The sequence below is a fragment of the Lentzea sp. NPDC054927 genome, assembly GCF_053610285.1.
Map to the genome: position 1 here is coordinate 272998 of NZ_JBSGXZ010000001.1, position 23344 is coordinate 296341.

Genomic DNA, 23344 nt, shown 5'->3' on the forward strand with positions numbered 1-23344 from the left:
GAGGTCGGGGTGTTGTCCCACCGGGCGGGCATTCTTTGCTGCTTGGCCGGGGGCTGCCCGGGCCGCCCGGGGCCCGCCACGTCTACCGCGGTTACAGGTACTTCTTGAGTTCGCGCTTGGCCAGCGACATGCGGTGGACCTCGTCGGGGCCGTCCGCGAGGCGCAGGGTGCGGGTCGCGGCCCACAGTTCGGCCAGCGGGAAGTCCTGGCTGACGCCGGCGCCGCCGTGGGCCTGAATGGCCTTGTCGAGGACCCATTCGGTCATCGAGGGGACGCCGATCTTGATGGCCTGGATCTCGGTGTGGGCGCCCTTGTTGCCGACGGTGTCCATCAGCCACGCGGTCTTGAGGACCAGCAGGCGGGCCTGTTCGATGCGGACGCGCGATTCGGCGATCCACTCGTGCACGACGCCCTGGGCGGCGATGGGCTTGCCGAACGCGACGCGGGAGGAGGCGCGTTTGCAGAGCAGTTCGAGGGCTCGTTCGGCCATGCCGATCAGGCGCATGCAGTGGTGGATGCGGCCGGGGCCGAGGCGGGCCTGCGCGATGGCGAACCCCTCGCCCTCGCCGGAGATGAGGTTCGAGGCCGGGACGCGGACGTTCTCGAAGAGGATCTCGGCGTGGCCGCCGTGGGCGTGGTCCTGGTAGCCGAAGACGTGCATGGCGCGCTTCACGGTGATGCCGGGGGTGTCGCGCGGCACGAGGATCTGGGACTGCTGGCGGTGCCGGTCGGCGTCGGGGTCGGTCTTGCCCATCACGATGAAGATGGCGCAGTTGGGGTTCATCGCGCCCGATGACCACCACTTGCGGCCGTTGATGACGTAGTCGTCGCCGTCGCGTTCGATGCGGGTGGCGATGTTGGTGGCGTCGGAGGAGGCGACCTCGGGTTCGGTCATGCAGAACGCCGAGCGGATCTCGCCGTCGAGCAGGGGCTGCAGCCACTGCTTCTTCTGCTCGTCGGTGCCGAACATCGTCAGCACCTCCATGTTGCCGGTGTCCGGCGCGGCGCAGTTGAGCGCCTCGGGGGCGAGGTGCGGGCTGCGGCCGGTGATCTCGGCGAGCGGCGCGTACTGCAGGTTCGTCAGGCCGTTGCTGTGCTCGGGGTGGAACAGGTTCCACAGCCCCTGCTTGCGGGCCTCGGTCTTCAGCTCTTCCAGGATCGGCTGGCGTTCCCACGGGTCGGCGGCGTCGTGGAGTTGCTGTTCGAGGACGGCTTCGGCGGGGTAGACGTGCTCGTCCATGAACGCGAGCAGCTTGGTGCGCAGTTCCTCGGTCTTGGCGTCGAAGGCGAAGTCCATGTCAGAGCTCCTTGTGGGCGGCGGCGAGACCCTGCCGCACGAGGGGGGCGGTGAACGCGCCGAGCTTCTCGAACCCGGCGCCGACGGTTTTGCCGCTGGCGAAGCGGAAGTGGATGCCTTCGACGATGACGGCGAGCTTGAAGTAGCCGAAGGCGATGTACCAGCCCAGGCCGGAGGTGTCGGTGCCGGTGCGGGTGGTGTAGCGGGCGACGAGTTGGTCGGCGGTCAGGAACCCGGGCATCGAGGTGACGCCGCCGGTGATGGGGTCGCTGCCCGCGGCGGTGTCGACGCCGAGGCCTTCCCAGTAGACGTAGAGCAGGCCGAGGTCGGCGAGCGGGTCGCCGAGGGTGGCCATCTCCCAGTCCAGGACGGCGCTGATCCGCAGTGGTGACTCGGTCACCAGCGCGTTGTCGAGGCGGTAGTCGCCGTGGATGATCGCGACGCGCGGCGAGTCGGGGACGGTGTCGGCGAGTTTGTCGCGCAGTTCGTCGATGCCGGGCAGGTCGCGGCTGCGGGAGGCGTCGAGCTGTTTGCCCCACCGCTTGACCTGGCGGGCGAGGAACCCTTCCGGGCGCCCGAAGTCACCGAGGCCCACCGAGTCGGGGTCGACGGAGTGCAGGTCGGCGAGGACGTCGACCAGTTTCCGCGACAGCACGGTGGCCTTCTCGGAGTTGAGCCACGGGGCCTGCGACCGCTCGCGCAGCGCCACACCGGGCATCTCCGACATGAGGTAGAAGGGCGCGCCGATGACGGAGGTGTCCTCGACGAGCTGATGCGCGTGGGGCACCGGCACCGACGTGGCCTCCAGCGCGGAGATGACGCGGAACTCGCGGGCCATGTCGTGCGCGGTGGCCAGCACGTGGCCCAGCGGCGGGCGGCGCAGCACCCAGCTCTGCGCGCCGTCGGTGACGCGGTAGGTGAGGTTCGAGCGGCCGCCGCGGAACAGTTCCCCGGACAGCGGGCCTGTGCCGAGGTGCGCGGCCAGTGCCTCCAGGTCGAGGCCGGGAAGGTCGGTCACAGGTTCACTCCGAGGGTGGCGAGGTTGGCGCGGGTGTCGTCGGCGGTGGTGTGGCGGAACGCGTGCATGCCGACGGCCTGGGCGGCTTCGACGTTGACCGGCGCGTCGTCGAAGAACACCGCGCGCCCGGCGGCGACGCCGATCTGGTCGAGGGTGTGACGGTAGATGCGCTCGTCGGGCTTGCGCAGGCCGATCCGGCCGCTGATCACGATGGTGTCGAACAGCTCGACGAGCAGGTCTTTCGGGTAACCCTCGCCCCAGCTGTTGGACAGCAGCGCGGTGTGCAGGCCCGCGGCGCGGGCCTTGCGGACGAGCTCGACCATCGCCGGGTCCGGGGCCGCGCCGCCGAACATGCGCTTGAGCAGCCCGTTCTCGTCGATCGCCGCGCCGGTCGTGGTGATCAGCTCGGCGGCCAGCAGCCGTTCGAACTCGGGCACCGTCAGCTCGCCGGTCTCCAGGCGGTAGACCGGGTTGTCCGGGAGCGCGTCGCGGCTCATCCACTCGCGCATGATGCGGCCGTAGACCTCGCGGTCGATGGCCTCGGCGTGCAGCCACGCGCCGACGAACTCCGGCACGGAGACGGTCAGGACGCCGCCCCAGTCGAAGACGAGCGCGTCGACCAGGGGCTGTTCCGGAAGCGTTGTGTCACCCACGACTCGGAGGGTACCGACCGGTCGGTATGTCGGCAACAGGGGAAGCGGAACAGCGACTTTCGATGAACGGGACATGTTCTCCTTCAGCGGTTCCGGCCTCCCCCGGTCCTCGATACGTTCGAGGCCGAAGGGGGCGAACAACTCATGGCGAGGAAACTCACGGCGGCACTGGCCGCCGCGATGGCGCTTGTCGTCATCGCCGTCCCGGCCGCGCACGCGGACGGCGACGGCCACGTCGTCAGAACGGACAAAGGCGCGGTCTCCGGCACGGTGACCAGCACGTATCGGACGTTCGGGAACATCCCGTTCGCCGCGCCGCCGGTCGGCGAGAACCGGTGGCGCGATCCGCGGCCGGTCACACGGTGGCAGGGCGTGCGCGACGCGACCACACCCGCGCCCGCCTGCGCACAGACGACGCAGCCCGGGGTGCCGGGGTCCGAGACCGAGGACTGTCTCTACCTGAACGTCACCACACCGGCCGGGAAGCCGCGCACGCCGCGGCCGGTCATGGTGTGGATCCACGGCGGCGGTTTCACCAGCGGCAGCGGCGGCACCTACGACGCCACCAGGCTGGCGACGCTCAACGACGCCGTGGTCGTCACGATCAACTACCGGCTGGGCGTGTTCGGGTTCTTCGGCTACCCCGGCCTGCCCGGTTCGGGCGCGTTCGGCATCGCGGACCAGCAGGCGGCGCTCAAGTGGGTGCAGCGCAACGCCCGTGCGTTCGGCGGCGACGCCCGCAACGTCACCATCTTCGGTGAGTCCGCCGGCGGGTTGAGCGTGTGCGCCCAACTCGCGTCACCGGGCGCGGCGGGCTTGTTCCACAAGGCGATCATCCAGTCCGGCGCGTGCGGGGTCACCTTCCCCACCGAGCCGCCGGGCACGTTCGCGACGCTGTGGCGGCCGCGCGACGTGGTCGAGCAGCTCGGCGCCGCCCAGCCGCTGGGCTGCCAGGACATCGCGTGCCTGCGGGCGTTGCCGGTGACCAAGCTGCTGCCGGTGCACAACGCGTTCTCCTACCCGGCGTTCGGCACGCGGGTGCTGCCGATCGACCCGCTGGTCGCGCAGAACACCGGCCGGACGCGCCGGGTGCCCACGCTGGTCGGGTCCACGCACGACGAGGCGAACCTGTTCGCCGCCTTCGCCTCTCCCTCGCCGGTTCCCGACGTCGCCTACCGCGCGAACGTCGCCGGGCTGTTCGGCGAACAGAAGGCGGACCGGGTCGTGGCGCGGTATCCGCTCAACGACAACAGCGACGCCCGCGACGAGCTCGCGGCCGCGCTGACCGACGGGTCGTGGGCGTGCCCGACACACACCGCGCGCCAACGGCTCGGTGGACGGGTGTCCGGGTACGAGTTCGCGGACAAGGACGTGCCGATGTTCTTCCCCGGCATGCCGCCGTTCCCCGGTGGCTACGGCGCCTATCACGGCTCCGAGCTGGCGATGCTGTTCGGCCTCGGCCTGGACCTCACGCCAGGGCAGCAGAAGCTGTCCGACTACATGGTCACCGCGTGGGGCAGGTTCGCTCGCACCGGTGATCCGGGCTGGCGGGCGGACGTGCAGTCGCTGGCGGCGGGCGCGGTCGGGCCGGCCGAGTTCACGAAGGACCACAAGTGCGACTTCTGGGGGTCTCTGTGAGGGCGATGCTGACGGCGGTCGTCGCTGCGGCGATGACGTGTGCGGTGGTGGTGAGCCCGGCTTCCGCGGACAGCGGCGCCGTGGTGCGAACCGACAAGGGCGCGGTCTCCGGCACGGTGACCAGCACGTATCGGACGTTCGGGAACATCCCGTTCGCCGCCGCGCCGGTCGGTGAGAACCGGTGGAAGGACCCTCAGCCGGCGGCGGCGTGGCAGGGCGTGCGCGACGCGACGAAGCCCGCGCCTATGTGCGCGCAGAACGCCGATCTGGGGCAGCCGGCGGGTTCGGAGACCGAGGACTGCCTGTACTTGAACGTCACGACGCCGGCTGGGCAGGCGCGCAAGCCTCGGCCGGTGATGGTGTGGATCCACGGCGGGTCGTTCACGTCCGGATCGGGCTCGATGTACGACGCAGGGGCGTTCGCGGCGAAGAACGACGTCGTGGTCGTGACGATCAACTACCGGCTCGGGGTCTTCGGGTACTTCGGGTATCCCGGTCTCCCCGGCTCGGGGGCGTTCGGTCTGGCGGATCAGCAGGCGGCGTTGAAGTGGGTGCAGCGCAACGCACGTGCGTTCGGCGGTGACAGTCGCAACGTCACGATCTTCGGTGAGTCCGCCGGTGGGTTGAGCGTGTGTGCCCAGCTGACGTCGCCACGTGCCGGCGGGTTGTTCGCGAAGGCGATCATCCAGTCCGGTGCGTGCGGGATCGACTCACCGACGTTCGCCAAGCCGGGCGAGTTCGTACACCTGTGGAAGCCGCGGGCCGACGTGGAGAAGCAGGGCGTGGGCACCGTGGGCTGTGCCGACATCGCGTGCCTGCGGGCGCAGCCGGTGTCGAAGCTGCTGACCGTGCACGCGCAGTTCTCCTCCCCCGCCTACGACACGGCCGTGCTGCCGATCGATCCCGTGGTCGCGCAACGGACGGGGCGCGTGCATCACGTGCCGACGATGGTGGGGTCGACGCACGACGAGATGACGTTGTTCACGCCGATCGTCTACCCGCAGCCCGTGCCCGAGTCCTCTTACAAGGAGCAGTTGGTCGCGCTGTTCGGTGAGCACGCGGACAAGGTCGCGGCCGAGTACCCGGTCAACGGCAACGGCGACGCCCGTGACGAGATCGCGCGGACGCTGACCGATAAGTCGTGGTCGTGCACCTCGCAGACCACGCGCGAGGAACTCGGACGGCACGCACGGGTGTCGGGCTACGAGTTCGCGGACAAGAACATGCCGGTGATCTTCCCCGGCCTGCCGCCGTTCCCCGGTGGCTACGGGGCGTACCACGCATCTGAGCTGCCGTTGCTGTTCGACTTCGGTGTGCCGCTGACGCCGGGGCAGCGGGAGCTGTCGAACTACATGATCGCCGCGTGGGGCAGGTTCGCCCGTACCGGTGATCCGGGCTGGCGGGCGGATGTGCAGTCGCTGGCGGCGGGCGCGGTCGGGCCCGCGGACTTCGCGAAGGACCACAAGTGCGGCTTTTGGGGGCAACTGTGAGAAGGATGCTGACCGCTGTCGTCGCCGCGGCGATGACGTTCGCGGTGGTGAGTCCGGCTTCCGCCACCGGCAACGGTGCGGTGGTGCGGACCGACAAGGGTGCCGTTCAGGGAACGGTGACCGATACATATCGGACGTTCGGGAACATTCCGTTCGCCGCCGCGCCGGTCGGTGAGAACCGCTGGAAGGACCCTCAGCCGGCGGCGGCGTGGCAGGGCGTCCGGGACGCGACCAAGCCGGCCCCGATGTGCGCGCAGAACTCGCAGCTCGGACAGCCGAGCTCGCAGACCGAGGACTGCCTCTACCTGAACGTCACGACGCCGGCCGGGCAGGCACGGAAACCGCGGCCGGTGATGGTGTGGATCCACGGTGGCGGCTTCACCGCGGGTGGCGCCTCGATGTACGACGCGCGGTGGCTCGCCACCAAGAACGACGTCGTCGTGGTGACGATCAACTACCGGCTGGGTGTGTTCGGGTACTTCGGCCTTCCCGGTCTCCCCGGCTCGGGGGCGTTCGGTCTGGCGGATCAACAGGCGGCGTTGAAGTGGGTGCAGCGCAACGCCCGTGCGTTCGGCGGGGACGCGCGCAACGTGACGGTGTTCGGTGAGTCGGCGGGTGGGTTGAGCGTGTGTGCTCAGCTGGCCTCACCGCGGGCGGGCGGGTTGTTCGCCAAGGCGATCATCCAGTCCGGTCCGTGCGGGCTCACGTTCCCCGGCGCCAGCCCGGGCGAGTTCGGTGGTGTGTGGCGGGCTCGGGCGGACGTCGAGAAGCAGGGCGTCGGCACCCTGGGCTGCGCCGACCTGGCGTGCCTGCGGGCGCAGCCGGTGGACAAGCTGCTGACGGTGCACGACCTGTTCAACTGGCCGGCCTACGACACCGCGGTGCTGCCGATCGATCCGGCCGTGGCGCAGAAGACCGGCCGGATGCATCACGTGCCGACGATGGTGGGGTCGACGCACGACGAGATGACGTTGTTCGCCTCGTTGTTGTTCCCGCAGCCTCTGCCGGAAGCCGGTTATCGGGCGATCCTGGCCGGGGTGTTCGGCGAGAACCACGCGGACGCCGTGCTGGCCCGCTACCCGGTCAACGGCAACGACGACGCTCGCGACGAGCTCGCGGCGGCGCTCACGGACAAGTCGTGGTCGTGCCCGTCGCAGGTCGCGCGCAAAGAACTCGGACGGCACGCACGCGTGTCGGGGTACGAGTTCGCGGATCAGGACGTGCCGCTGATCGTCCCGTTGCCGCCGTTCCCGGACTACAAGGCCTACCACGCCTCCGAGCTGCCGATGCTGTTCGACTTCGGTGTCCAGCTCTCGCCCGGTCAGCGCGCGGTGTCGGACTACATGATCGCGGCGTGGGGACGGTTCGCGCGCACCGGTGATCCGGGGTGGCGTTCGGCCGTGCAGTCACTGGCACCCGGAGCAATCGGCGGCACCGACTTCGCCCGTGATCACCAGTGCGGGTTCTGGTCGTCCATCCTGTAGTGCATGCCCGGCTACCGTGCGCTCGCCCGCGACGGTGAGTTCCGCGCCGTTTTCGTGGCGCACGTCGTGTCGGTGGCCGGGGACCAGTTCGCGCGGGTCGCGTTGACGGTGCACGTCTACGACCGCACCGCCAGCGCCGGCCTGACCGCGCTGACCTACGCGTTGACCTTCCTGCCGGACCTGATCGGCGGGCCCCTGCTCTCCGGGCTCGCCGATCGGTTCGCGCGAAAAGAAGTGATGGTGGCCGCCGACCTGGCCCGGGCGGCCCTGCTGCTGTTCATGGCCGTGCCGCGGATGCCCTTGTGGGTGCTCGCGGCACTGCTGGTTCTGGTGCAGTTCGCGGGGGCACCGCACGGGGCGGCGCGCGCGGCGTTGCTGCCGCAGATCCTGCCCGACGAGCGGTATCCGCTGGGTCAGGCGGTGCTGAGCACGGTCACGCAGGCCGCCCAGGTCGCCGGGTTCCTCACCGGCGGCGCGCTGGTCGCCTGGCTCGGACCGGGGCTGGTGCTGGTCGCCGACGGGGTGACGTTCGGGGTCTCGGCGTTCCTGGTGGGGGTGTTCCTGCTGGACCGGGCCGCCCCGGTGCGCCCGCACGTGCGGGCGTGGTCCGCGGATCTGGTCGGCGGGGCACGGCTGGTGTGGGGTGAACGGCGGCTGCGGGCACTGGTCGCGCTCGCGTGCGTGTCCGGCTTCTACATCGTCGGTGAGGCCCTGGCGGTGCCGTACGCGACACAGCTCGGAGCGGGACCGGCCGGGGTGGGGCTGATCTTCGGTGCCTACGCCGCCGGCGCGGCCGTGGGCATGCTGGCCGTCGCGCACCTGGGCGCGCGGCTGCAGCTGCGGCTGATGCCGTGGCTGGCGATCGCCGCGTGCGCGGTTCTGGTCCCGGCCGCGCTGCGGCCGGGTCTCGCGGTGAGCTTGGGACTGTTCGCGTTGTCCGGTGCGGCCAGTGCCTATCACCTGGTCGCGAACACGACGTTCGTGCGCGCGGTACCGGACTCGTCGCGGGGGCAGGCGTTCGGCCTGGCCGTCACCGCGCTGCGGGTCTCCCAGGGCATCGGCGTAGCCCTGGCCGGTCTGGCTGCGGAAACCCTCGCGGTGCACCAGGTCGTCGCCGCCGCCGGAGCACTGGGAGTGCTCGCGGCAGGCGGTGCGGCGATCGTCTGGTGGGTCACCGACGCCAGTCGGTCGGACGGTGCCAGTCGGTGGGACGGCTCAGGTCCGTCAGGCGCAGCCAGTCAGTCGGACGGTTCCAGTCGGTCGGACGAACAGGACGGCCGGCAGCGGAGGTACGGTTGATCATGACTGCTCCTATGGGTGTTCGTTGCGCGTGAACTGCGACGACTTGCGAGGCTGCATTCTGTGAGGACTACTCACGGTGAGGTCCCCCACATGGAGCCACGACTTTGAGTTACCCGGTAGCTACAGTGGTTGGTTCCTGGACAGTGGTGTGGGGGTGAACGCGTGCCTTGGCTCGACCCGCGCCGGTGGAAGTTATGGTCGCTTCCTCCTGTGGTGCTGGCCTATGTCGTGACGGTGGTTGTGTCAGCGACCCTCGTCACGCTCGCCACCGCATGGCGTACCCCTGCCGAGGCCTTGAACTGGCCCATCTTCTTGCTGCTCGCCGGCGGTGCGGTGGTGCACCTGGAAGCGGCACGGGGCATCGAACGGATCCGCGAAATCGGCGCCGAGGGCTCGCCGCACGCCCACATGCAGTCGGTGTGGCTGTTCGCGGGCGTGCTCCTGCTACCGATGCCACTGCTCGTGGCGCTGATCGTCATCAGCTACACGCACTCGTGGTACCGGGTCTACAAGCGGCGGGCGGTCCTGTTCCGCAAGGTGTTCTCCGCTAGCACTGTCGTCCTCGGCAGTGCGACGGCGCAACTCGTCCTGGGGCTGTTCCCAGTCCGCGCCGTTGACGTTGACGGCCCGCTTGGCCTGTTGGCATTGGTTACGGCCGGATTCCTGTATTGGTTCATCAACTATGCGTTCGTGGTGACCGCGATCTTCGTGACGAACCGCCAGAATCCCGTCCGCACAGCCCTGGGCAACGCCTCTGACGTGCTGATCGTGCTGGCCTCGGTCGGGCTGGGCTCCGGTGTCGCGATCATCATGACCCTGCGGCCCTGGCTCACGCCGATGCTGCTGCTGACCGTGCTCGCCCTGCACATGGGCCTGCTGCTGCCGCAGTTCCGCGTCGCAGCCCGCACCGACTCCAAGACCGGCCTGGTCGACGCGACGTTCTGGCACGACGTGGCCGAACGCGAACTCGCCCGCGCCCGCCGCCTCGTCTCGACCGTGGGCGTGCTGATCCTCGACCTCGACCACTTCAAGCTCATCAACGACACCTACGGCCACCTCGCCGGCGACCGCGTCCTGCGCGCCGTGGCCGACGCCTTGAAGCACTCAGTGCGCTCATACGACCTCGTAGGCCGCTTCGGGGGTGAGGAGTTCGCCGTACTGCTGCCCGGCGTGAGCACCGACGAAGTCCGCGCGACCGCCGAACGGATCCGCTTCGAGATCGCCAGCCTGCACATCGTCGTGACCGACCGCCTCGGCGAACAACAGGTCGTCCTCGGCCTCACCGCCTCGGTCGGCGCCGCCGTCTTCCCGGACACCGCGACCGAGCTCAGCCCGCTGCTGCTGGCCGCAGACGACGCCCTCTACTCGGCCAAGAACAACGGCCGGGACCGCGTCGCCACCGCCCGCGTGTTCTAGCCACACCACTAGTCGTTCAGGAACGCCGCGATCTGCCCGGCGACCTGCTCAGGCTCCTCCACCCACGGGTAATGCCCCACACCCTCGTGCACGTACAACGTCGCGTCCGGGAACAGCTCCGCCAGCTCCGCGCAACGCCGCACCGGCGAGATCGGGTCCACCGAGCACGCGTACACCAGCACCGGGTGGTCGAAGTCCGCGAGCGCACGCCGCAGCACACCCGGCACGAACGCGCCCTCGGCGTTGTAGCCCAGCGCCACCGCGTACTTCCACTGACCGAGCTCGGCGTTCGCATGCGCCTGGGAACGCTCGTCCCACCGCGCGTACAGCAGCGGAGACGCGGCCACCCGGTTCTCCACCGAGTCGTCACCCGCGGCATTGCGTTCCAGCGCCGTCGTCGCGCTCTCGAACCACGGCTCGCCCGCCCGCGCGGCCAGGAACGTGTCCCAGTCGCTCTGCTCCGGCGACAACCCGACCGACCGCAACGCCGGAGTGAGCAGCACCAGCTTGCCGACACGGTCCGGGAAGTCCGCCGCGTACCCCATCGCGATCCCCGCCCCCGCCGAGTGACCCAACACGTCGACGAGCTCCAGCCCCAGGTGACGGCGCAGCATCTCCACGTCGCGGACCAGCATGTCCCGGCGATAGGTGAACGGATCCGCCGGCTCGTCGGACTCACCGGTGCCCCGGTTGTCCAGGACGATCAACCGGCGGGCGGAGTCCAGGCCGCCCAGCGTCTCCAGGTACTCCGAAGCCCGGCCGGGACCACCGGCCAGGACGACCAGCGGGGTGCCCACGCCCACTTCCCGGTAGGCGAGTTCGGTGCCGTCGAACGAGGTGAAGCGTGCCATGCTGCACATCATGCCGAAGATCGCCACGGCCGACCTCGTCGACCGGCCGCAGCTGCTCGAGTTCCTCCGCACCCGCCACCACGGCGTCCTGATCACCCGCCGCTCCACCGTCGACGGAGTGCAGGTCTCCCCCGTCTCCTGCGGCGTCGACACCGACGGCCGCATCGTCATCGCGACCTACCCGCAACGCGCCAAGGTCCGCAACGCCCGCCGCACCCCGTCGGTCACGATCTGCGTGCTCTCCGACGACTTCGACGGCCCCTACGTGCAGATCGACGGCACCGCCGAAGTCCTCGACCTGCCCGAAGCCCTCGAGGACTTCGTCGAGTACTACCGCTGCATCGCGGGCGAACACCCCGACTGGGACGAGTACCGCGCCGCCATGCTCCGCCAGGGCAAGTCCCTCATCCGCATCACCATCGACGCTTGGGGCCCCATCGCCACCGGCGGCTTCCCGCCCGAGCTGGAGGCCTGAGCGCCCCGTGAAGCTCTGGATGAAGATCGTCCTCTGGGTCTACATCGCGTTCAACCTGCTCCAGGCCGTCGTGCTCACGTTCTCCCCGGAGCTCACCGACCGCGCCTACCTCGGCGGCGAGATGACCCCCACCCGCGCCTTCCAGTGGTACGCCGTCGCCGGCTACCACGTGATCATCATCGCCGTCACGATCATCGCGATGGGCCTGCGGCGCGCGGCCGACCGCCGCAAGCTCATCGTCGTCAACGCGCTGATGTACCTGTTCTGGGACGCGGGCTCACAGCTCGCCTACTGGGGCCGCGAGATCGGCATGGCCACCTCGGACCTGCTGATCAACTCCGGCGTCAGCATCGCCACCGGACTGATCCTGCTGACCGTGGCCTGGCTCGACCGCGACCCCGCCAACTAGCCGGCCCAGGTCCCGCCCCAGCCCTTCGGCTGCTCCAGCAACACGCAGGCGCCACCGTGCGGGCCCTCGATCGACGCGATGAACCCGGTTGGCACGGTCGTGGGTTCCAGCAGCACACGACCGTCCAACTCGGACACCGCCGCACAGGCCGCCGCGAGATCGTCCACCGCGAAATAGGTCTGCCAGCCCTGCGCGCGTTCGGTCCTCAACCGGCCCGCGACCGCACGCGGATCACCGTGCCGTGAAGACGTGTAGAGCACGAAGTCGTCCGTGCCGGGCTCGGTCTCCCAGCCCAGCTCCCGCGTCCAGTACTCGTCGTCCGGCTCACCGGTCATCAACTCGACCCAGCACGGCTCACCCCCGCGCGGCGCGGGAGCCCACGGACCGTGCAGCACCCTGCCACCGTCCACAGAGGAATTAACTGCCAGCTCACGGGGCTCGTCACCACCGAAGAAGACACGCCAACCCGCTTCTCCCGCAACGACCTGAGCCGCCAGTCTGTCACCGACCCAGCCCGTGAAAGTTCCGCCGGTCTCCGCTATCACCGTCCAACCGAGAACACCGGCGAAGAAGTCCACCGACAACTCAGGCTCGGCAACGCTCAACTCAAGACGACGCAGACCACAAGACGACACGGGCATCCCATCGGGCGGGAATCAGGAGCGCGCACCATCCTCTGCTCCGACCACCCGAGACGACAATGCGCCATTCGGCGGCATGCGCTCCGCGTTCACCACGTCACGCAACGGCACCGGCCTGCCCAGGTGGAAACCCTGCCCCACCCGCACACCCAGCCGCCGCAGAGCCTCCACCTGAGAAGGCCGCTCCACCCACTCCGCCACCGCCGACAACCCCAGCCCGTTCGCGATCTGCACGATCCCCGACACCAGCACCGCGTCCGCGTCGTTGGTCTCGATGCCCTTCACGAACTCACCGTCGATCTTGATACCCGTGATCGGCAGATGCTTCAGATGCACGAACGACCCGAAACCCGACCCGAAGTCGTCCAGCGTGATCCGGCACCCGAAACTGCGCAGCTGAGTCGCCAGCGTCACCGCCGCGTCCAAATTGGTCACCGCCGCCGTCTCGGTGATCTCCAGCCCCAGCCTGCCCGGCGCCACACCCGCCGAACCCAGCTTGTCCAGCACGAAATCGCCGAAATCCGGATCCTCGAGAGTCCGGCCGGAGACGTTCACGTTGAACTTCAACCGCGGATCCGGCTCCGCGACGAGAGCGTCGATCGCGGTCGTGAGCACCCACCGGTCGACCTCCAGGATCAGGTTCGACCGCTCCGCCACCGGCAGGAAGTCCGCCGGACCGAGATACGGCTCCTGCCCGTCCTCCAGCCGCAACAACAACTCGTGCCCCAGCGTGTGCCCGGTCATCAGATCGACCATCGGCATGCCGTACAACGCCAGACCATTGCCCGCCAACGCCGCCCGCAACCGATCCAGCACACTGACCCGCTTCACCGTGTCCGCGTAGTGGTTCGGCTCGTACACCGTCACCCGATCCCGGCCCGCCGCCTTCGACGCGTACAACGCCAGATCCGCGTTCGCCAGCACCAGCTCCCACGAATCACCAGGACCGAACTCCGCCAGACCCGTGCTCACCGTGATCCGCGCCGGCGTCCCGATCCCCGCCAGCGGGAAACTCGCGACAGCCTCCTTCAGGTTGTCCGCGACCTCCGAAGCGTCCTTCAAGGACGCACCCGGCAACACCACCGCGAACTCGTCACCACCCAGACGAGCGATCAACCGATCCGCCAGCCGCGACTGCAACGCACTCGCCAGCATCCGCATCACCCGGTCACCCACCGCGTGCCCGCGCAGATCGTTGACGTCCTTGAAGTTGTCCAGGTCCAGCACCAGCAACGCACCAGAACCGTTGTTCGCCAGCTCCTGCTCCAGCGCACGCGTGAGAGCCCGGCGATTCGGCAACCCCGTCAACGGATCCTGCTCCGCCATCCTCACCAGTTCGTCGTGCACCCTCGACGACTGCGTGACGTCGTGCGCCGTACCGAGAGCCCGCAGCGGCACGCCGTCGTCACCGACCACGACCTCACCGAAGCACTCGAACACCCGCTCCTTGCCGTCCGGCCGCAACATCCGATGCGTGTACGTGAACACCGAACCGGTCTTGAGCGCCGCGTCCAGCGTCTCCTCGATCATCGGCAGGTCGTCCGGGTGCACCAGCTGCGAGTACATCTCGAAGTCGAACGCCGTCCCCGCCGCGAACCCGAACATCTCCAGCAACGTGTCCGACCAGGTCACCCGGTCATCGGTGATCGACCACTCCCACGTACCCATGCGCCCCAGCGCCTGAGCCCGCCGCAGCGCGTCCGCCTCCTGGGTCACCGTCAGCTCGCGATCACGCCACGCCGACACGTCCACGACCTCGTACATCAGGTCGTCACCCAGACTCGAACACCGCACCTCGAGCCACTTCGGACCCGGAACCAGCACCTCCCGCGCCGGAGCGGGCACCTCGGGCACACCCGGCAGCAGTGCGGGCAACGACCGCCCGTACGCCTGCTCGACCGGAACACCGAGCACAACACCCAGCGCGCGGTTGCACCACAGCAGGTTCCCGCGCGAGTCCGTCACGGCATAGCCGACACCCGCTCGGTCCAGCACCGTGCGGCAGTAGGAGGTCACGCGCGTCATGATCGTCCGATCACCGGACGTAAGCAACCCGCTACGCCGGTCAGTTCGCTACTTTGCGAACGGCTCAACGAAGCCGTTCCAAACCTTTCGCCGACTCCACCAGCTCCGCGGCCAGCTTCCGCAGCTCCTCGTTCTCGGCCCCGTCCTGCGCGGCCGTCACCACGTCCTCAGCCGCACACCGCAGCTGGAACAACCTGTCCTGCAGATCAGCCAGCTCGGCCGTCGAGAGAACGACCGCGTCCTCCGGCAGACCACCCCGCTGCAACGCCGCCCTGCGCTCGTAAGCACGCTGACGACACGGCTGTGCGCAGTACCGCCTAGGCCGGCCGATCCGCCCACTCCCCGGCAACCTCCGCCCGCACCACGCACAGTGCCTGGGCTCATCCGCCTCCATGGAGCGCTCCATGGCGCGCGACGGTAGCGAATTGCGAGGGGTGGTCTCCAGCGACGCGCCAGAAAGCCCGACCTTCGTAGGGAACCGGACAGTACCGCCTCGGCGAGTGGTGCTGCTTTCGGGTGGGATCTGATCGCCTTGCGTCGCCTGCCGGCGCGTCTGCCTCGATTGATCGCTTTTCAACTACTTCTCCCCTGCCCGGTTTCCTCGATTCCTTCGAGGGCCGGCGTCGCTCCTCGGTTCCATTGCTTCGTTCATTCCGGACGTTCCTGTGAACGGGACAGCCGAGAGGCTTTATTTCAGGCAACACTGAAGTGATAGAGGTCAAGAAGAAAGTGTCCCGCCACCCACTGTCCACCCCGGAGCCACTGCCGCCAGGCACACTCAGGACGTGACCCACCCGTACCTCGCAGGTCCGCGCCCCCGAGCCTTCGCCCACCGCGGCTGGCACGTCGACGATCTGACGGGCATGGAGAACTCGCTGAGTTCGTTCCGCCGCGCCGTGCAGGAGGGCTACCGCTACATCGAGACCGACGTGCACGCCACCGCCGACGGCGAAGTCGTCGTGCACCACGACCACACGCTCGACCGCACCACCGACAGCCAGGGACGCGTCGCCGAACTGCCGTGGACCGAGGTCCGGCTCGCCCGCGTCGGCGGCAGGGAACCCATTGCACGCCTCGCAGACGTCCTCGAAGAACTGCCGGAGACGTTCTTCAACATCGACGTCAAAGCCGACAGCGCCGTCGAGCCGATCATCGCCCTGCTGCGCAAGGCCAAGGCACTGCAACGGGTCTGCCTCGCCAGCTTCTCGGACAACCGGCTCGCCCGGCTGCGCCGCCAGGGCGGACCGGAACTGCTCACGTCCATGGGACCGCGATCAGCCGGCGCGCTCTGGGCGGCAGGCCGCATCCCGCTCGCCGGACTCGCCGTGCGCGGACAGGTCGCCCAGGTACCGGTGAGCCAGGGACGACTCAAGGTCGTCGACAGGAAGTTCGTTCAGGCAGCCCACCGCCGGGCCCTCGAAGTGCACGTGTGGACGATCGACGACGAGGCCGACATGCGGGCCCTGCTCGATCTCGGCGTCGACGGCCTCGTCACCGACAGGCCTGATGTCCTGCGCGAAGTTCTCCGGTCGCGCAACAGCTGGTAACAGCTTGGACAGTCGGTCATGGGATGAGTCGGCGGACAAGTACAGTCCGCCGACATGAAGGTCAAGGGCGACGACGCCGCCGACGCCAACACCACCGGCCGCCGCAGGGAACAACGCGGCTGGGTCTGGTACGACGTGGCGAACTCCGTGTTCCCCACGTCCGTGATCACCGTCTTCCTCTCGCTGTACCTCACGAGCATCGCGACCAACGCGGCCAAGGCCGACACCGCGCTCAACGGGGCGAACCCCTGCGCGGGCGACAACGCCTTCAACCACTGCGACGTCACGTTCCTCGGGCTCCAGTTCCCCTCCGGCTCGCTGTGGGGCTACCTGCTCTCCGCCGCGACCGTCATCCAGGTCCTGGTCCTGCCGGTCATGGGCGCCATCGCCGACCGCACCCAGAACAAGAAGAAGATGCTCGGCTTCTTCGCCTTCACCGGCTCCGCGGCCACCATCGCGCTCGCGACCGTCGAAGGCACCAACTGGAAGCTCGGCGTCTTCTTCTTCGTCATCGCGAACATCTGCTACGGCGCCAGCGTCGTCGTCTACTACGCCTTCCTGCCCGAGATCGCGACACCGGACGAACGCGACGCGGTGTCCAGCCGCGGCTGGGCGTTCGGCTACCTCGGCGGCGGCGTCGCCCTCGCGATCCAGCTCGGCATCACGCTGTCCGCCGACTCCCTCGGCATCACCTCCGGCGACGCGGCGCGCATCGCGTTCGTCATCTCCGGCATCTGGTGGGCCGCGTTCACGATCATCCCGCTGCGCACCCTCACCGAGCACCAGTCACCGCACGGCCGCGAGCACGGCGCCTCGGTCGTCTCCGCCGGGTTCAAGGAACTCGGCTCGACCTTCAGGCAGGCCAAGGCCTTCCCGCTCACGCTCGCGTTCCTCGGCACCTACCTGATCTACACCGACGGCATCGCCACCGTCGCCAACGTCTCCGCCCAGTACGGCAGCGTCGAGCTCAAGTTCGAACAGCAGACGCTGATCACGGTCATCCTGATCGTCCAGTTCGTCGCCTTCATCGGCGGCGTCCTGCACGGCTTCGTGGCCAAGCGCATCGGCGCCAAGAAGACGATCCTCGGCTCGCTCGTGGTGTGGATCGTCGTGATCACCGCCGCGTTCTTCGTGCGGGCGGGCGACGAGATGCAGTTCTACCTCGTCGCCGCGGGCATCGGCATCGTGCTCGGCGGCACCAACGCGTTGTCCCGCAGCCTCTTCAGCCAGATGGTGCCGCCCGGCCGCGAAGCGCAGTACTTCTCGCTCTACGAGGTCGGCGAGCGCTCCACCAGCTGGCTCGGCCCGCTGGTGTTCGCCGGCGTCGGCCAGGCCACCGGCAGCCTGCGCCCCGCCATTCTCGCCCTGATCATCTTCTTCGTCGCCGGCTTCGTCCTGCTGATCTTCGTGCCCGTCCGCAGGGCCATCAAGGCAGTCGGGAACTCCGAACCGACGCTCGTCTGATCGGTGCGGCGGCGCTGACCCCCAGCAGCGCCGCCGCCACCAGCACGTACCCCTGCAGCTCCGGCGGAAGCCTCAGGTACGTGACCACCGCGTCGGGCAGCAGCAACAGCGCGAACAGCGACAACGCCCGCCCCAGCGCCACTTCCCCACGCACGTACGCGAACACCCGCACGGCGAGCACCACCGCCGCCGGCACCACCGGATACACCTGCCACGCCAGCAGTTCCGCGGCACCCACGAGCACCGCTCCCCCGCACCACCACAACATCGGCCCGACCCGCGGTACCGGCGCTTCCCGGTGGAAACCCAGGCACAGCGCCACGAACGCCACCAGCACCGGCAACTGCCACAGCACGCTCAGCGCACCGGCCGGCCCCACGTCCGTCACCGCGTTCACCAGCCACGGCACGAACGCCGCACCGGCCACCACCTTCGCCCACGTCCGGTACCCGCGCAGCAACAACGCGATCACCACCACCGGGCTGAAGTTCGCCAGCACCGCGCTCCACTGCGGCGCCACGACCTCACCACTGGCCCGCACGACGATCTCGCTGTAGATCACGTGCACCACGTTCTTGAGGCCCAGCAACAACCCCAGCACGGCCAGCCACCGCGCGACCTCCCCCAGCCGCACCGCACGCTCCGGCGCGCCCGACGCCGCGAACCGCGTGCGGATCGCCAGCGCCAGCATCGCCCCGGTCTCACCCCAGCCGGGCCAGCTGTGCTCCAGGTCGAGCTCGTCGGTCCGTTCCACCAGGAACAGCCCGACCATCTCCTCCTCGCGGTCCTCCCGGTACCACGCCGGCAACACCTTCAACAACGCGCGATACCGGCGCTCGAGGTTGTTCACGCGAACCGGGGTTTCCGCACCGGCGCCACCGCGCTGAGCACGAGCAGCACCACCAGCACGAGCGCGGCGGCAAAGACCTCTCCCCCGGCGAGCAGCACCACGACCGGCCCCAGCTCCAGCGCCGCGAACACCGACAACGCCCGCCCCAGCACGAAGTCACCGCGCACCAACGCCACCACCCGCACGGCCACCAGGACACCGACGAGCGCGACCGTCCCCAACCACGGCCCGGCGAGCAGGCCCAGCAGCAGCGCTCCCCCACCCCACCACGCGAGCCGCCCGGCCGGCGGCGTCGGAGCCTCCCGGTGGAAACCCAGGCACAGACACGCGAACGTCACCAGCATCGGCAACTGCCACAGCAACCACGACCCCGGTTGCGGCCCCAACAGCAGCAGGCCGGGCACGGACGCCAGGAACGCCACGGACTTCGCCAACGTCCGCTTCCCCGCCAGCAACGCCACGAACGCCGCGATCGGCAGCAGGTTGAGCACCAGCATCTCCGGCGCCGGACGGGACAGCTCCGGGTTCCCGGTCGCGTAGAACGCGCTCTGCACCGACGCACCCGCCTGGAACACGCCGACCAGCAGCCCGATCATGCCCAGCGCCCGCACGATCTCGCCGCGCCACACCACCCTGGCGGGAACGGCCGCGAGCGCCGCACCGGCAGCCAGATGCGTTCGCGTCGCCAGACCCAGCGCCGCCCGCGTCTCCCCCCACCCCGGCCAGCCGTGCTCACGATCGAGCCCGTCCGCCCGGCCGTCGAGGAAGATCCCGACCATCTCCTCCTCGCGTTCCCGCCGATACCACCGCGGCAGCACCTTCAACAGCGCGCGATACCGCCGCTCCAGGTTGCTCATCCCCTGCTCGCCCATGTCTGGACGCCCCTCCCCCTCAACACCGCCGAGGCCGCCCGCACGTTCGCGCTGAGCCTCGCGACCTCCGCCTGCAACGCCCGCACACCGGAGTCGGTGAGCTTGTAGTAGCGCCGCAGCCGCCCCTGATGCACCTCTTCGCGGTCGCGCTCGGCGAGACCGTCCGCCACCAACCGGTCCAGCACCCCGTACAGCGTGCCCACCCGCAGCACCATCCGCCCCTCGGACAACTGCTCCACCGCCTGCACGATCGCGTACCCGTGCAACGGCTCCTCGGCGAGCGCGGTGAGCACGAGGAACGTCTGCTCCGACATGACCCGACCACTCATGCCGCTGAATATATCGCAGCGCGAGCTATATCGGGAAGCCGCATATTTCGGCGAGCCGGACCGGTCCGGCCGTGGGAGCGCCGGGCAGGCGGGGAGGGCTTCGCGGACTGGCGTCGGGAACGCGGTGAGCAGGCGCGCCGCCTCGGCGACGTTGACGCAGGTACCTAGTGCGATGCCGCGATCGGATCGCGTCCCCTTCTTTGCGTTGTTGGAGGCTGCTGCGGCTAGGTGTCGGCCGCTACGCAAGATGTTTGACTTCGGTCAACACTGAAGTTATCGAGCACGTCATACCTCGGCTTGCCGCGCGCGCCCATGAAGCCGAGGTATGACAGACGCCGAGAGCGGGCGCACTCTCCCCAAGTCCTGCCAGGCCCTCCGCTCCTCCGACATCGGCCGCCCACCGACGGCCGCCCCTCCCCTTCCTTGCGGTTGTTGACCTTTGACTGCGCACCGGCCGCCGCCACGTCGGAGTTGACCTATCTTCAGTCAACACTGAAGTTATCGAGCAGTCCGAGTCGAGACGATGTTTAGTCGATCTACGCAATGGCTATGACGTGCTCAGACGTGCGGCGCCGACACGGAGGACCGATCGATGAGCGGGGATACGCCATGGGGATGCCTGTTGATCAGGAGCCAGGCACTAGGGTGACCCGCCGTGGACGCCCTTCCCGATCCGACAGACGCCCTCTCCGCTGTACCTGTCGCGGGTTCCCGGCGGTCGACGCCGGTGGTCGGACATCTCAAGTTCTTCTTCGGTCCCATGGACTGCGGCAAGTCGACGCTCGCCCTGCAGATCGACCACAACAACTCGCGGCAGGGTCGTCGCGGGCTGCTGCTGGTGCGGCACGACAGGTCGGGCCGGCCGCAGATCTCCAGCCGGATCGGCATCACGCGCGAAGCCGCGGAGATCCGCGACGACGATCTCCGCCGGCTGGTCCGCGCGGAGTGGGCCGAGGGGCGCCGGGTGGACTACCTGATCGTCGACGAGGCCCAGTTCCTGTCCCCCGACCAGGTGGAGCAGCTCGCCGAACTCGCGGACGACGTCCAGGTGGACGTCTACTGCTTCGGTCTCGCCACGGACTTCCGCGGCGAGATGTTCCCCGGCTCGCAGCGACTGTTCGAGCTGGCGGACGAACTGAAGGCGATTCAGGTGGAGGTGCTGTGCTGGTGCGGGGTGCCGGGACGGTTCAACGCGCGGGTGCGGGCCGGACGGGTGATTCGCGCCGGCGACACGGTTCTGGTCGCAGATACAGCTTCGGACACGGAACAGCACCGATCGGGTACAGAGAGCAACGGTGTAACCGATACCACGGAAACTACTATCCGTTACCAGGTGCTCTGTCGGCGTCACTTCCGGTTGGGTGACCTAGGCCCTGACGTCGCACAAAGTGGCCAGCTCCGCTTGGCCTAGGCGGTTACACACAGGGTTGGCTAGGCCATTAGAGTGACGCATGAGCGCGATAGCTTGATAACGCGTCACGATCCTGTGGCGATCGCATCCATTAGTAGGAAGCCTTCGTTGACGAGTGAACGACGTCACTGTGGGCGACCATGAGAGCGAACCGGAAACAAACGGAGCAATCCGGGCGTTGCACACGGTGAGCAAGAAGCCTGGGCCCCGGCCCTGAGCCGAGCGAAAGGACACCGCCATGGCCGACCGCGTTTTGCGTGGAAGCCGGCTCGGAGCAGTCAGCTACGAGACCGACCGCAACCACGATCTCGCTCCGCGCCGGGCAGCGCGGTACGCCTGCCCGAAGGGACACGACTTCGAGGTCCCGTTCTCCGACGACGCCGAGTTGCCGCCGACCTGGGAATGCCGTCTCCACGGCACCGAGTCGAAGATCATCGACGGCGTCGAGCCGGAGGTGAAGAAGGTCAAGCCGCCGCGCACGCACTGGGACATGCTCCTGGAGCGCCGGTCGATCCCCGAGCTCGAGGAGCTGCTCGACGAGCGGCTCGAAGAGCTTCGCGGACGCCGTACCCGCACGGCCTGACCTTCCAGCGAAGGTCATAGACGCTTCAAGCCGTCCCGGTCTCCCGCCGGGGCGGCTTTTCGCGTTTCCACGCGCGGTTCCGCGGGCGGTCCTACGCGGTCCTGGTGACGAGCCGGCGTCCCCACCACAGGCCGACCGCCGCCAGCACCGTCCAGATCGACAGCGCCACGACGGACCGCGGTGACCCGAGGTCGCTCAGCGCGTCCCCCAGCACCGCGGCGAGCACGGTGGACGGCACCAGCCCCAGCGCCGTGCCGAGCGCGAAGTCCCTGCCCCTGACCGCCGTGACGCCCGCGCCGTAGTTGGCGAGCGTGAACGGCACGATCGGCAGCAGCCTGATCACGAGCGTCGCCTCCACACCCCGGCGCGCGAAGACCTGTTCGAGCGTGTGCAGCCGCTCCCCCAGCCATCCCTTGATCGCGTCCCGGCCGAGACCGCGGGCGATGCCGAACGCGATCAGCGCCCCCGCCGTGAACCCGGCGATCGCGAGCGCACTCCCCCACCCCACGCCGAACAGCAGGCCCGCCGCCGTGGCGAGCACCGGTTTCGGGAAGAACACCGCCGTGCCGAACGCGCAGACAGCGACGAACAACGCGGGTGCCGCCGCTCCCGCCTGGTCGACGAGTTCGCGCAGTCGTGCGCCGTCCGGGATGTCGACGAGTTGTGCGGTGACGGCCAACGCGATGACGAGCAGCACCAACAACACAAGCCCCGCACGTCGCATCAGCCCAACGTACCGGGCATCCTGAGGGACATGACTGTGGCGCTGCCGTCCGGTGAGACCATCCCCGCGCTCGGCATGGGCACGTGGATGATGGCCGAGAACGCCTCCAAGCGCGCTGCCGAGATCGCCGCGCTCCGTGCCGGCATCGACCTCGGCCTGACGTTGATCGACACTGCCGAGATGTACGGGTCCGGCGCGTCCGAGTCGCTCGTCGGCGAGGCGGTGGCCGGGCGGCGCGACTCGGTGTTCCTCGTGTCGAAGGTGCTGCCGTCCAACGCCACCGCCAAGGGCACTGTGCGGGCCTGTGAGGCCAGCCTGCGCCGTCTGGGCACCGACCGGCTGGATCTCTACCTCCTGCACTGGCGCGGCCGCGTACCGCTCGCTCAGACCCTGGACGGGTTCACCGAGTTGATCGACGCCGGCAAGATCCGGCACTGGGGCGTGAGCAACCTGGACCTGGCCGACATGCGGGAGCTGACCGAGTTGCCCGGCTTCTGCCAGACCAACCAGATCCTCTACAACCTGTCGCGGCGCGGGCCGGAGCACGACCTGCTGCCGTGGCACGCCGCCGCCGGGATGCCGGTCATGGCCTACTCCCCCGTCGAACAGGGCAGGCTGCTGGGTTCGCCGGTGCTCGCGGAGGTCGCTGAACGGCACGACGCCACGCCCGCCCAGGTGGCGCTGGCCTGGGTGTTGCGGCTGCCCCACGTCAACGCGATCCCCAAGGCGGGCACCGTCGAGCACGTGCGGGAGAACGCCGGGGCGCTGTCGGTGCGGCTGTCCTCAGTGGACCTGGCCGACCTGGACCGGGCGTTCCCGCCGCCGGACGGCCCGGAGCCGCTCGCCATGCTCTAGTTTTTGGTCT

At 69.1% G+C, this 23344-nt stretch carries 23 protein-coding genes; 12 read left to right on the forward strand and 11 right to left on the reverse strand.

What is annotated here, in order from left to right; genetic code table 11:
* Positions 1-91: 91 nt before the first annotated feature.
* The 3 genes from ACWGE0_RS01380 to ACWGE0_RS01390 are packed head-to-tail and all read right to left on the reverse strand — an operon-like array spanning position 92 to position 2968.
* The gene (locus ACWGE0_RS01380; RefSeq protein ID WP_452258892.1) at positions 92-1297 is read right to left on the reverse strand and encodes an acyl-CoA dehydrogenase family protein; all 1206 of its coding nucleotides are present in this window, start codon (positions 1295-1297) and stop codon (positions 92-94) included.
* Position 1298: 1 nt separating this feature from the next.
* Positions 1299-2315: a phosphotransferase family protein gene (locus ACWGE0_RS01385; RefSeq protein ID WP_452258893.1), complete on the reverse strand. Its 1017-nt coding sequence runs from the start codon at positions 2313-2315 to the stop codon at positions 1299-1301.
* Positions 2312-2968, reverse strand: coding sequence for an HAD family hydrolase (locus ACWGE0_RS01390; protein WP_452258894.1), 657 nt, complete (start codon positions 2966-2968; stop codon positions 2312-2314). Before ACWGE0_RS01390 ends, ACWGE0_RS01385 begins: the two co-directional genes overlap by 4 nt.
* Positions 2969-3112: 144 nt before the next feature.
* Here ACWGE0_RS01390 and ACWGE0_RS01395 point away from each other — a divergent pair, with 144 nt between their 5' ends.
* The 5 genes from ACWGE0_RS01395 (at position 3113) to ACWGE0_RS01415 (ending at position 10298) form a co-directional block, all read left to right on the forward strand.
* Positions 3113-4606 (forward strand): carboxylesterase/lipase family protein, encoded by a 1494-nt coding sequence (locus ACWGE0_RS01395; protein ID WP_452258895.1) that lies wholly within the window; start codon positions 3113-3115, stop codon positions 4604-4606.
* A 5-nt stretch (positions 4607-4611) separates the two neighbouring features.
* Positions 4612-6096, forward strand: coding sequence for a carboxylesterase/lipase family protein (locus ACWGE0_RS01400; RefSeq protein ID WP_452259323.1), 1485 nt, complete (start codon positions 4612-4614; stop codon positions 6094-6096).
* A gap of 5 nt (positions 6097-6101) precedes the next feature.
* On the forward strand, positions 6102-7580 hold the full coding sequence (locus tag ACWGE0_RS01405; RefSeq protein WP_452258896.1) for a carboxylesterase/lipase family protein: 1479 nt from the start codon (positions 6102-6104) through the stop codon (positions 7578-7580).
* 3 nt (positions 7581-7583) lie between these two features.
* Entirely contained in the window at positions 7584-8879 is a 1296-nt protein-coding gene (locus ACWGE0_RS01410; RefSeq protein WP_452258897.1) for an MFS transporter, read from the forward strand.
* A gap of 165 nt (positions 8880-9044) precedes the next feature.
* Positions 9045-10298: a diguanylate cyclase gene (locus ACWGE0_RS01415; RefSeq protein ID WP_452258898.1), complete on the forward strand. Its 1254-nt coding sequence runs from the start codon at positions 9045-9047 to the stop codon at positions 10296-10298.
* 8 nt (positions 10299-10306) lie between these two features.
* Here ACWGE0_RS01415 and ACWGE0_RS01420 read toward each other — a convergent pair whose 3' ends face one another.
* On the reverse strand, positions 10307-11149 hold the full coding sequence (locus ACWGE0_RS01420) for an alpha/beta fold hydrolase (RefSeq protein ID WP_452258899.1): 843 nt from the start codon (positions 11147-11149) through the stop codon (positions 10307-10309).
* Positions 11150-11159: 10 nt separating this feature from the next.
* On the opposite strand from ACWGE0_RS01420, the gene ACWGE0_RS01425 reads away from it, so the two are divergent.
* Positions 11160-11624, forward strand: coding sequence for a PPOX class F420-dependent oxidoreductase (locus ACWGE0_RS01425; RefSeq protein WP_452259324.1), 465 nt, complete (start codon positions 11160-11162; stop codon positions 11622-11624).
* Between the two features lie 19 nt (positions 11625-11643).
* Positions 11644-12033 carry a hypothetical protein gene (locus tag ACWGE0_RS01430; protein ID WP_452258900.1) on the forward strand — a complete coding sequence of 130 codons (390 nt, stop codon included), beginning with the start codon at positions 11644-11646 and terminating at the stop codon, positions 12031-12033.
* Here ACWGE0_RS01430 and ACWGE0_RS01435 read toward each other — a convergent pair.
* From ACWGE0_RS01435 to ACWGE0_RS01445, 3 genes are all read right to left on the reverse strand, one after another.
* On the reverse strand, positions 12030-12638 hold the full coding sequence (locus tag ACWGE0_RS01435) for a VOC family protein (protein ID WP_452258901.1): 609 nt from the start codon (positions 12636-12638) through the stop codon (positions 12030-12032). The genes ACWGE0_RS01430 and ACWGE0_RS01435 overlap by 4 nt on opposite strands.
* A gap of 51 nt (positions 12639-12689) precedes the next feature.
* The gene (locus tag ACWGE0_RS01440) at positions 12690-14690 is read right to left on the reverse strand and encodes a putative bifunctional diguanylate cyclase/phosphodiesterase (protein ID WP_452258902.1); all 2001 of its coding nucleotides are present in this window, start codon (positions 14688-14690) and stop codon (positions 12690-12692) included.
* A 73-nt stretch (positions 14691-14763) separates the two neighbouring features.
* Positions 14764-15105: a hypothetical protein gene (locus ACWGE0_RS01445; RefSeq protein WP_030475304.1), complete on the reverse strand. Its 342-nt coding sequence runs from the start codon at positions 15103-15105 to the stop codon at positions 14764-14766.
* A 379-nt stretch (positions 15106-15484) separates the two neighbouring features.
* Between ACWGE0_RS01445 and ACWGE0_RS01450 the strand changes: the two genes are divergently transcribed.
* On the forward strand, positions 15485-16246 hold the full coding sequence (locus ACWGE0_RS01450; RefSeq protein WP_452258903.1) for a glycerophosphodiester phosphodiesterase: 762 nt from the start codon (positions 15485-15487) through the stop codon (positions 16244-16246).
* A 54-nt stretch (positions 16247-16300) separates the two neighbouring features.
* Positions 16301-17710, forward strand: coding sequence for an MFS transporter (locus tag ACWGE0_RS01455; protein ID WP_452258904.1), 1410 nt, complete (start codon positions 16301-16303; stop codon positions 17708-17710).
* Here the strand turns inward: ACWGE0_RS01455 and ACWGE0_RS01460 are convergent.
* From ACWGE0_RS01460 to ACWGE0_RS01470, 3 genes are read right to left on the reverse strand one after another with little or no spacing between them, the layout of a single operon-like run.
* Positions 17673-18560, reverse strand: a complete 888-nt coding sequence (locus ACWGE0_RS01460; RefSeq protein ID WP_452258905.1) for a hypothetical protein — start codon at positions 18558-18560, stop codon at positions 17673-17675. The genes ACWGE0_RS01455 and ACWGE0_RS01460 overlap by 38 nt on opposite strands.
* On the reverse strand, positions 18557-19417 hold the full coding sequence (locus ACWGE0_RS01465) for a hypothetical protein (RefSeq protein WP_452258906.1): 861 nt from the start codon (positions 19415-19417) through the stop codon (positions 18557-18559). Before ACWGE0_RS01465 ends, ACWGE0_RS01460 begins: the two co-directional genes overlap by 4 nt.
* Positions 19414-19761, reverse strand: coding sequence for a PadR family transcriptional regulator (locus ACWGE0_RS01470; protein ID WP_319965518.1), 348 nt, complete (start codon positions 19759-19761; stop codon positions 19414-19416). The genes ACWGE0_RS01465 and ACWGE0_RS01470 overlap by 4 nt, the downstream gene beginning before the upstream one ends.
* 655 nt (positions 19762-20416) lie before the next feature.
* Here ACWGE0_RS01470 and ACWGE0_RS01475 point away from each other — a divergent pair.
* Positions 20417-21172, forward strand: a complete 756-nt coding sequence (locus ACWGE0_RS01475) for a thymidine kinase (RefSeq protein ID WP_319965519.1) — start codon at positions 20417-20419, stop codon at positions 21170-21172.
* 238 nt (positions 21173-21410) lie between these two features.
* Positions 21411-21755 (forward strand): RNA polymerase-binding protein RbpA, encoded by a 345-nt coding sequence (locus ACWGE0_RS01480; protein WP_030466135.1) that lies wholly within the window; start codon positions 21411-21413, stop codon positions 21753-21755.
* Between the two features lie 91 nt (positions 21756-21846).
* On the opposite strand, the gene ACWGE0_RS01485 is transcribed toward ACWGE0_RS01480, so the two are convergent.
* The gene (locus ACWGE0_RS01485; protein WP_452258907.1) at positions 21847-22479 is read right to left on the reverse strand and encodes a TVP38/TMEM64 family protein; all 633 of its coding nucleotides are present in this window, start codon (positions 22477-22479) and stop codon (positions 21847-21849) included.
* A gap of 30 nt (positions 22480-22509) precedes the next feature.
* Here ACWGE0_RS01485 and ACWGE0_RS01490 point away from each other — a divergent pair, with 30 nt between their 5' ends.
* Complete coding sequence (locus ACWGE0_RS01490; protein WP_452258908.1) at positions 22510-23334, forward strand: aldo/keto reductase; 825 nt, start codon at positions 22510-22512, stop codon at positions 23332-23334.
* Positions 23335-23344: the final 10 nt, after the last annotated feature.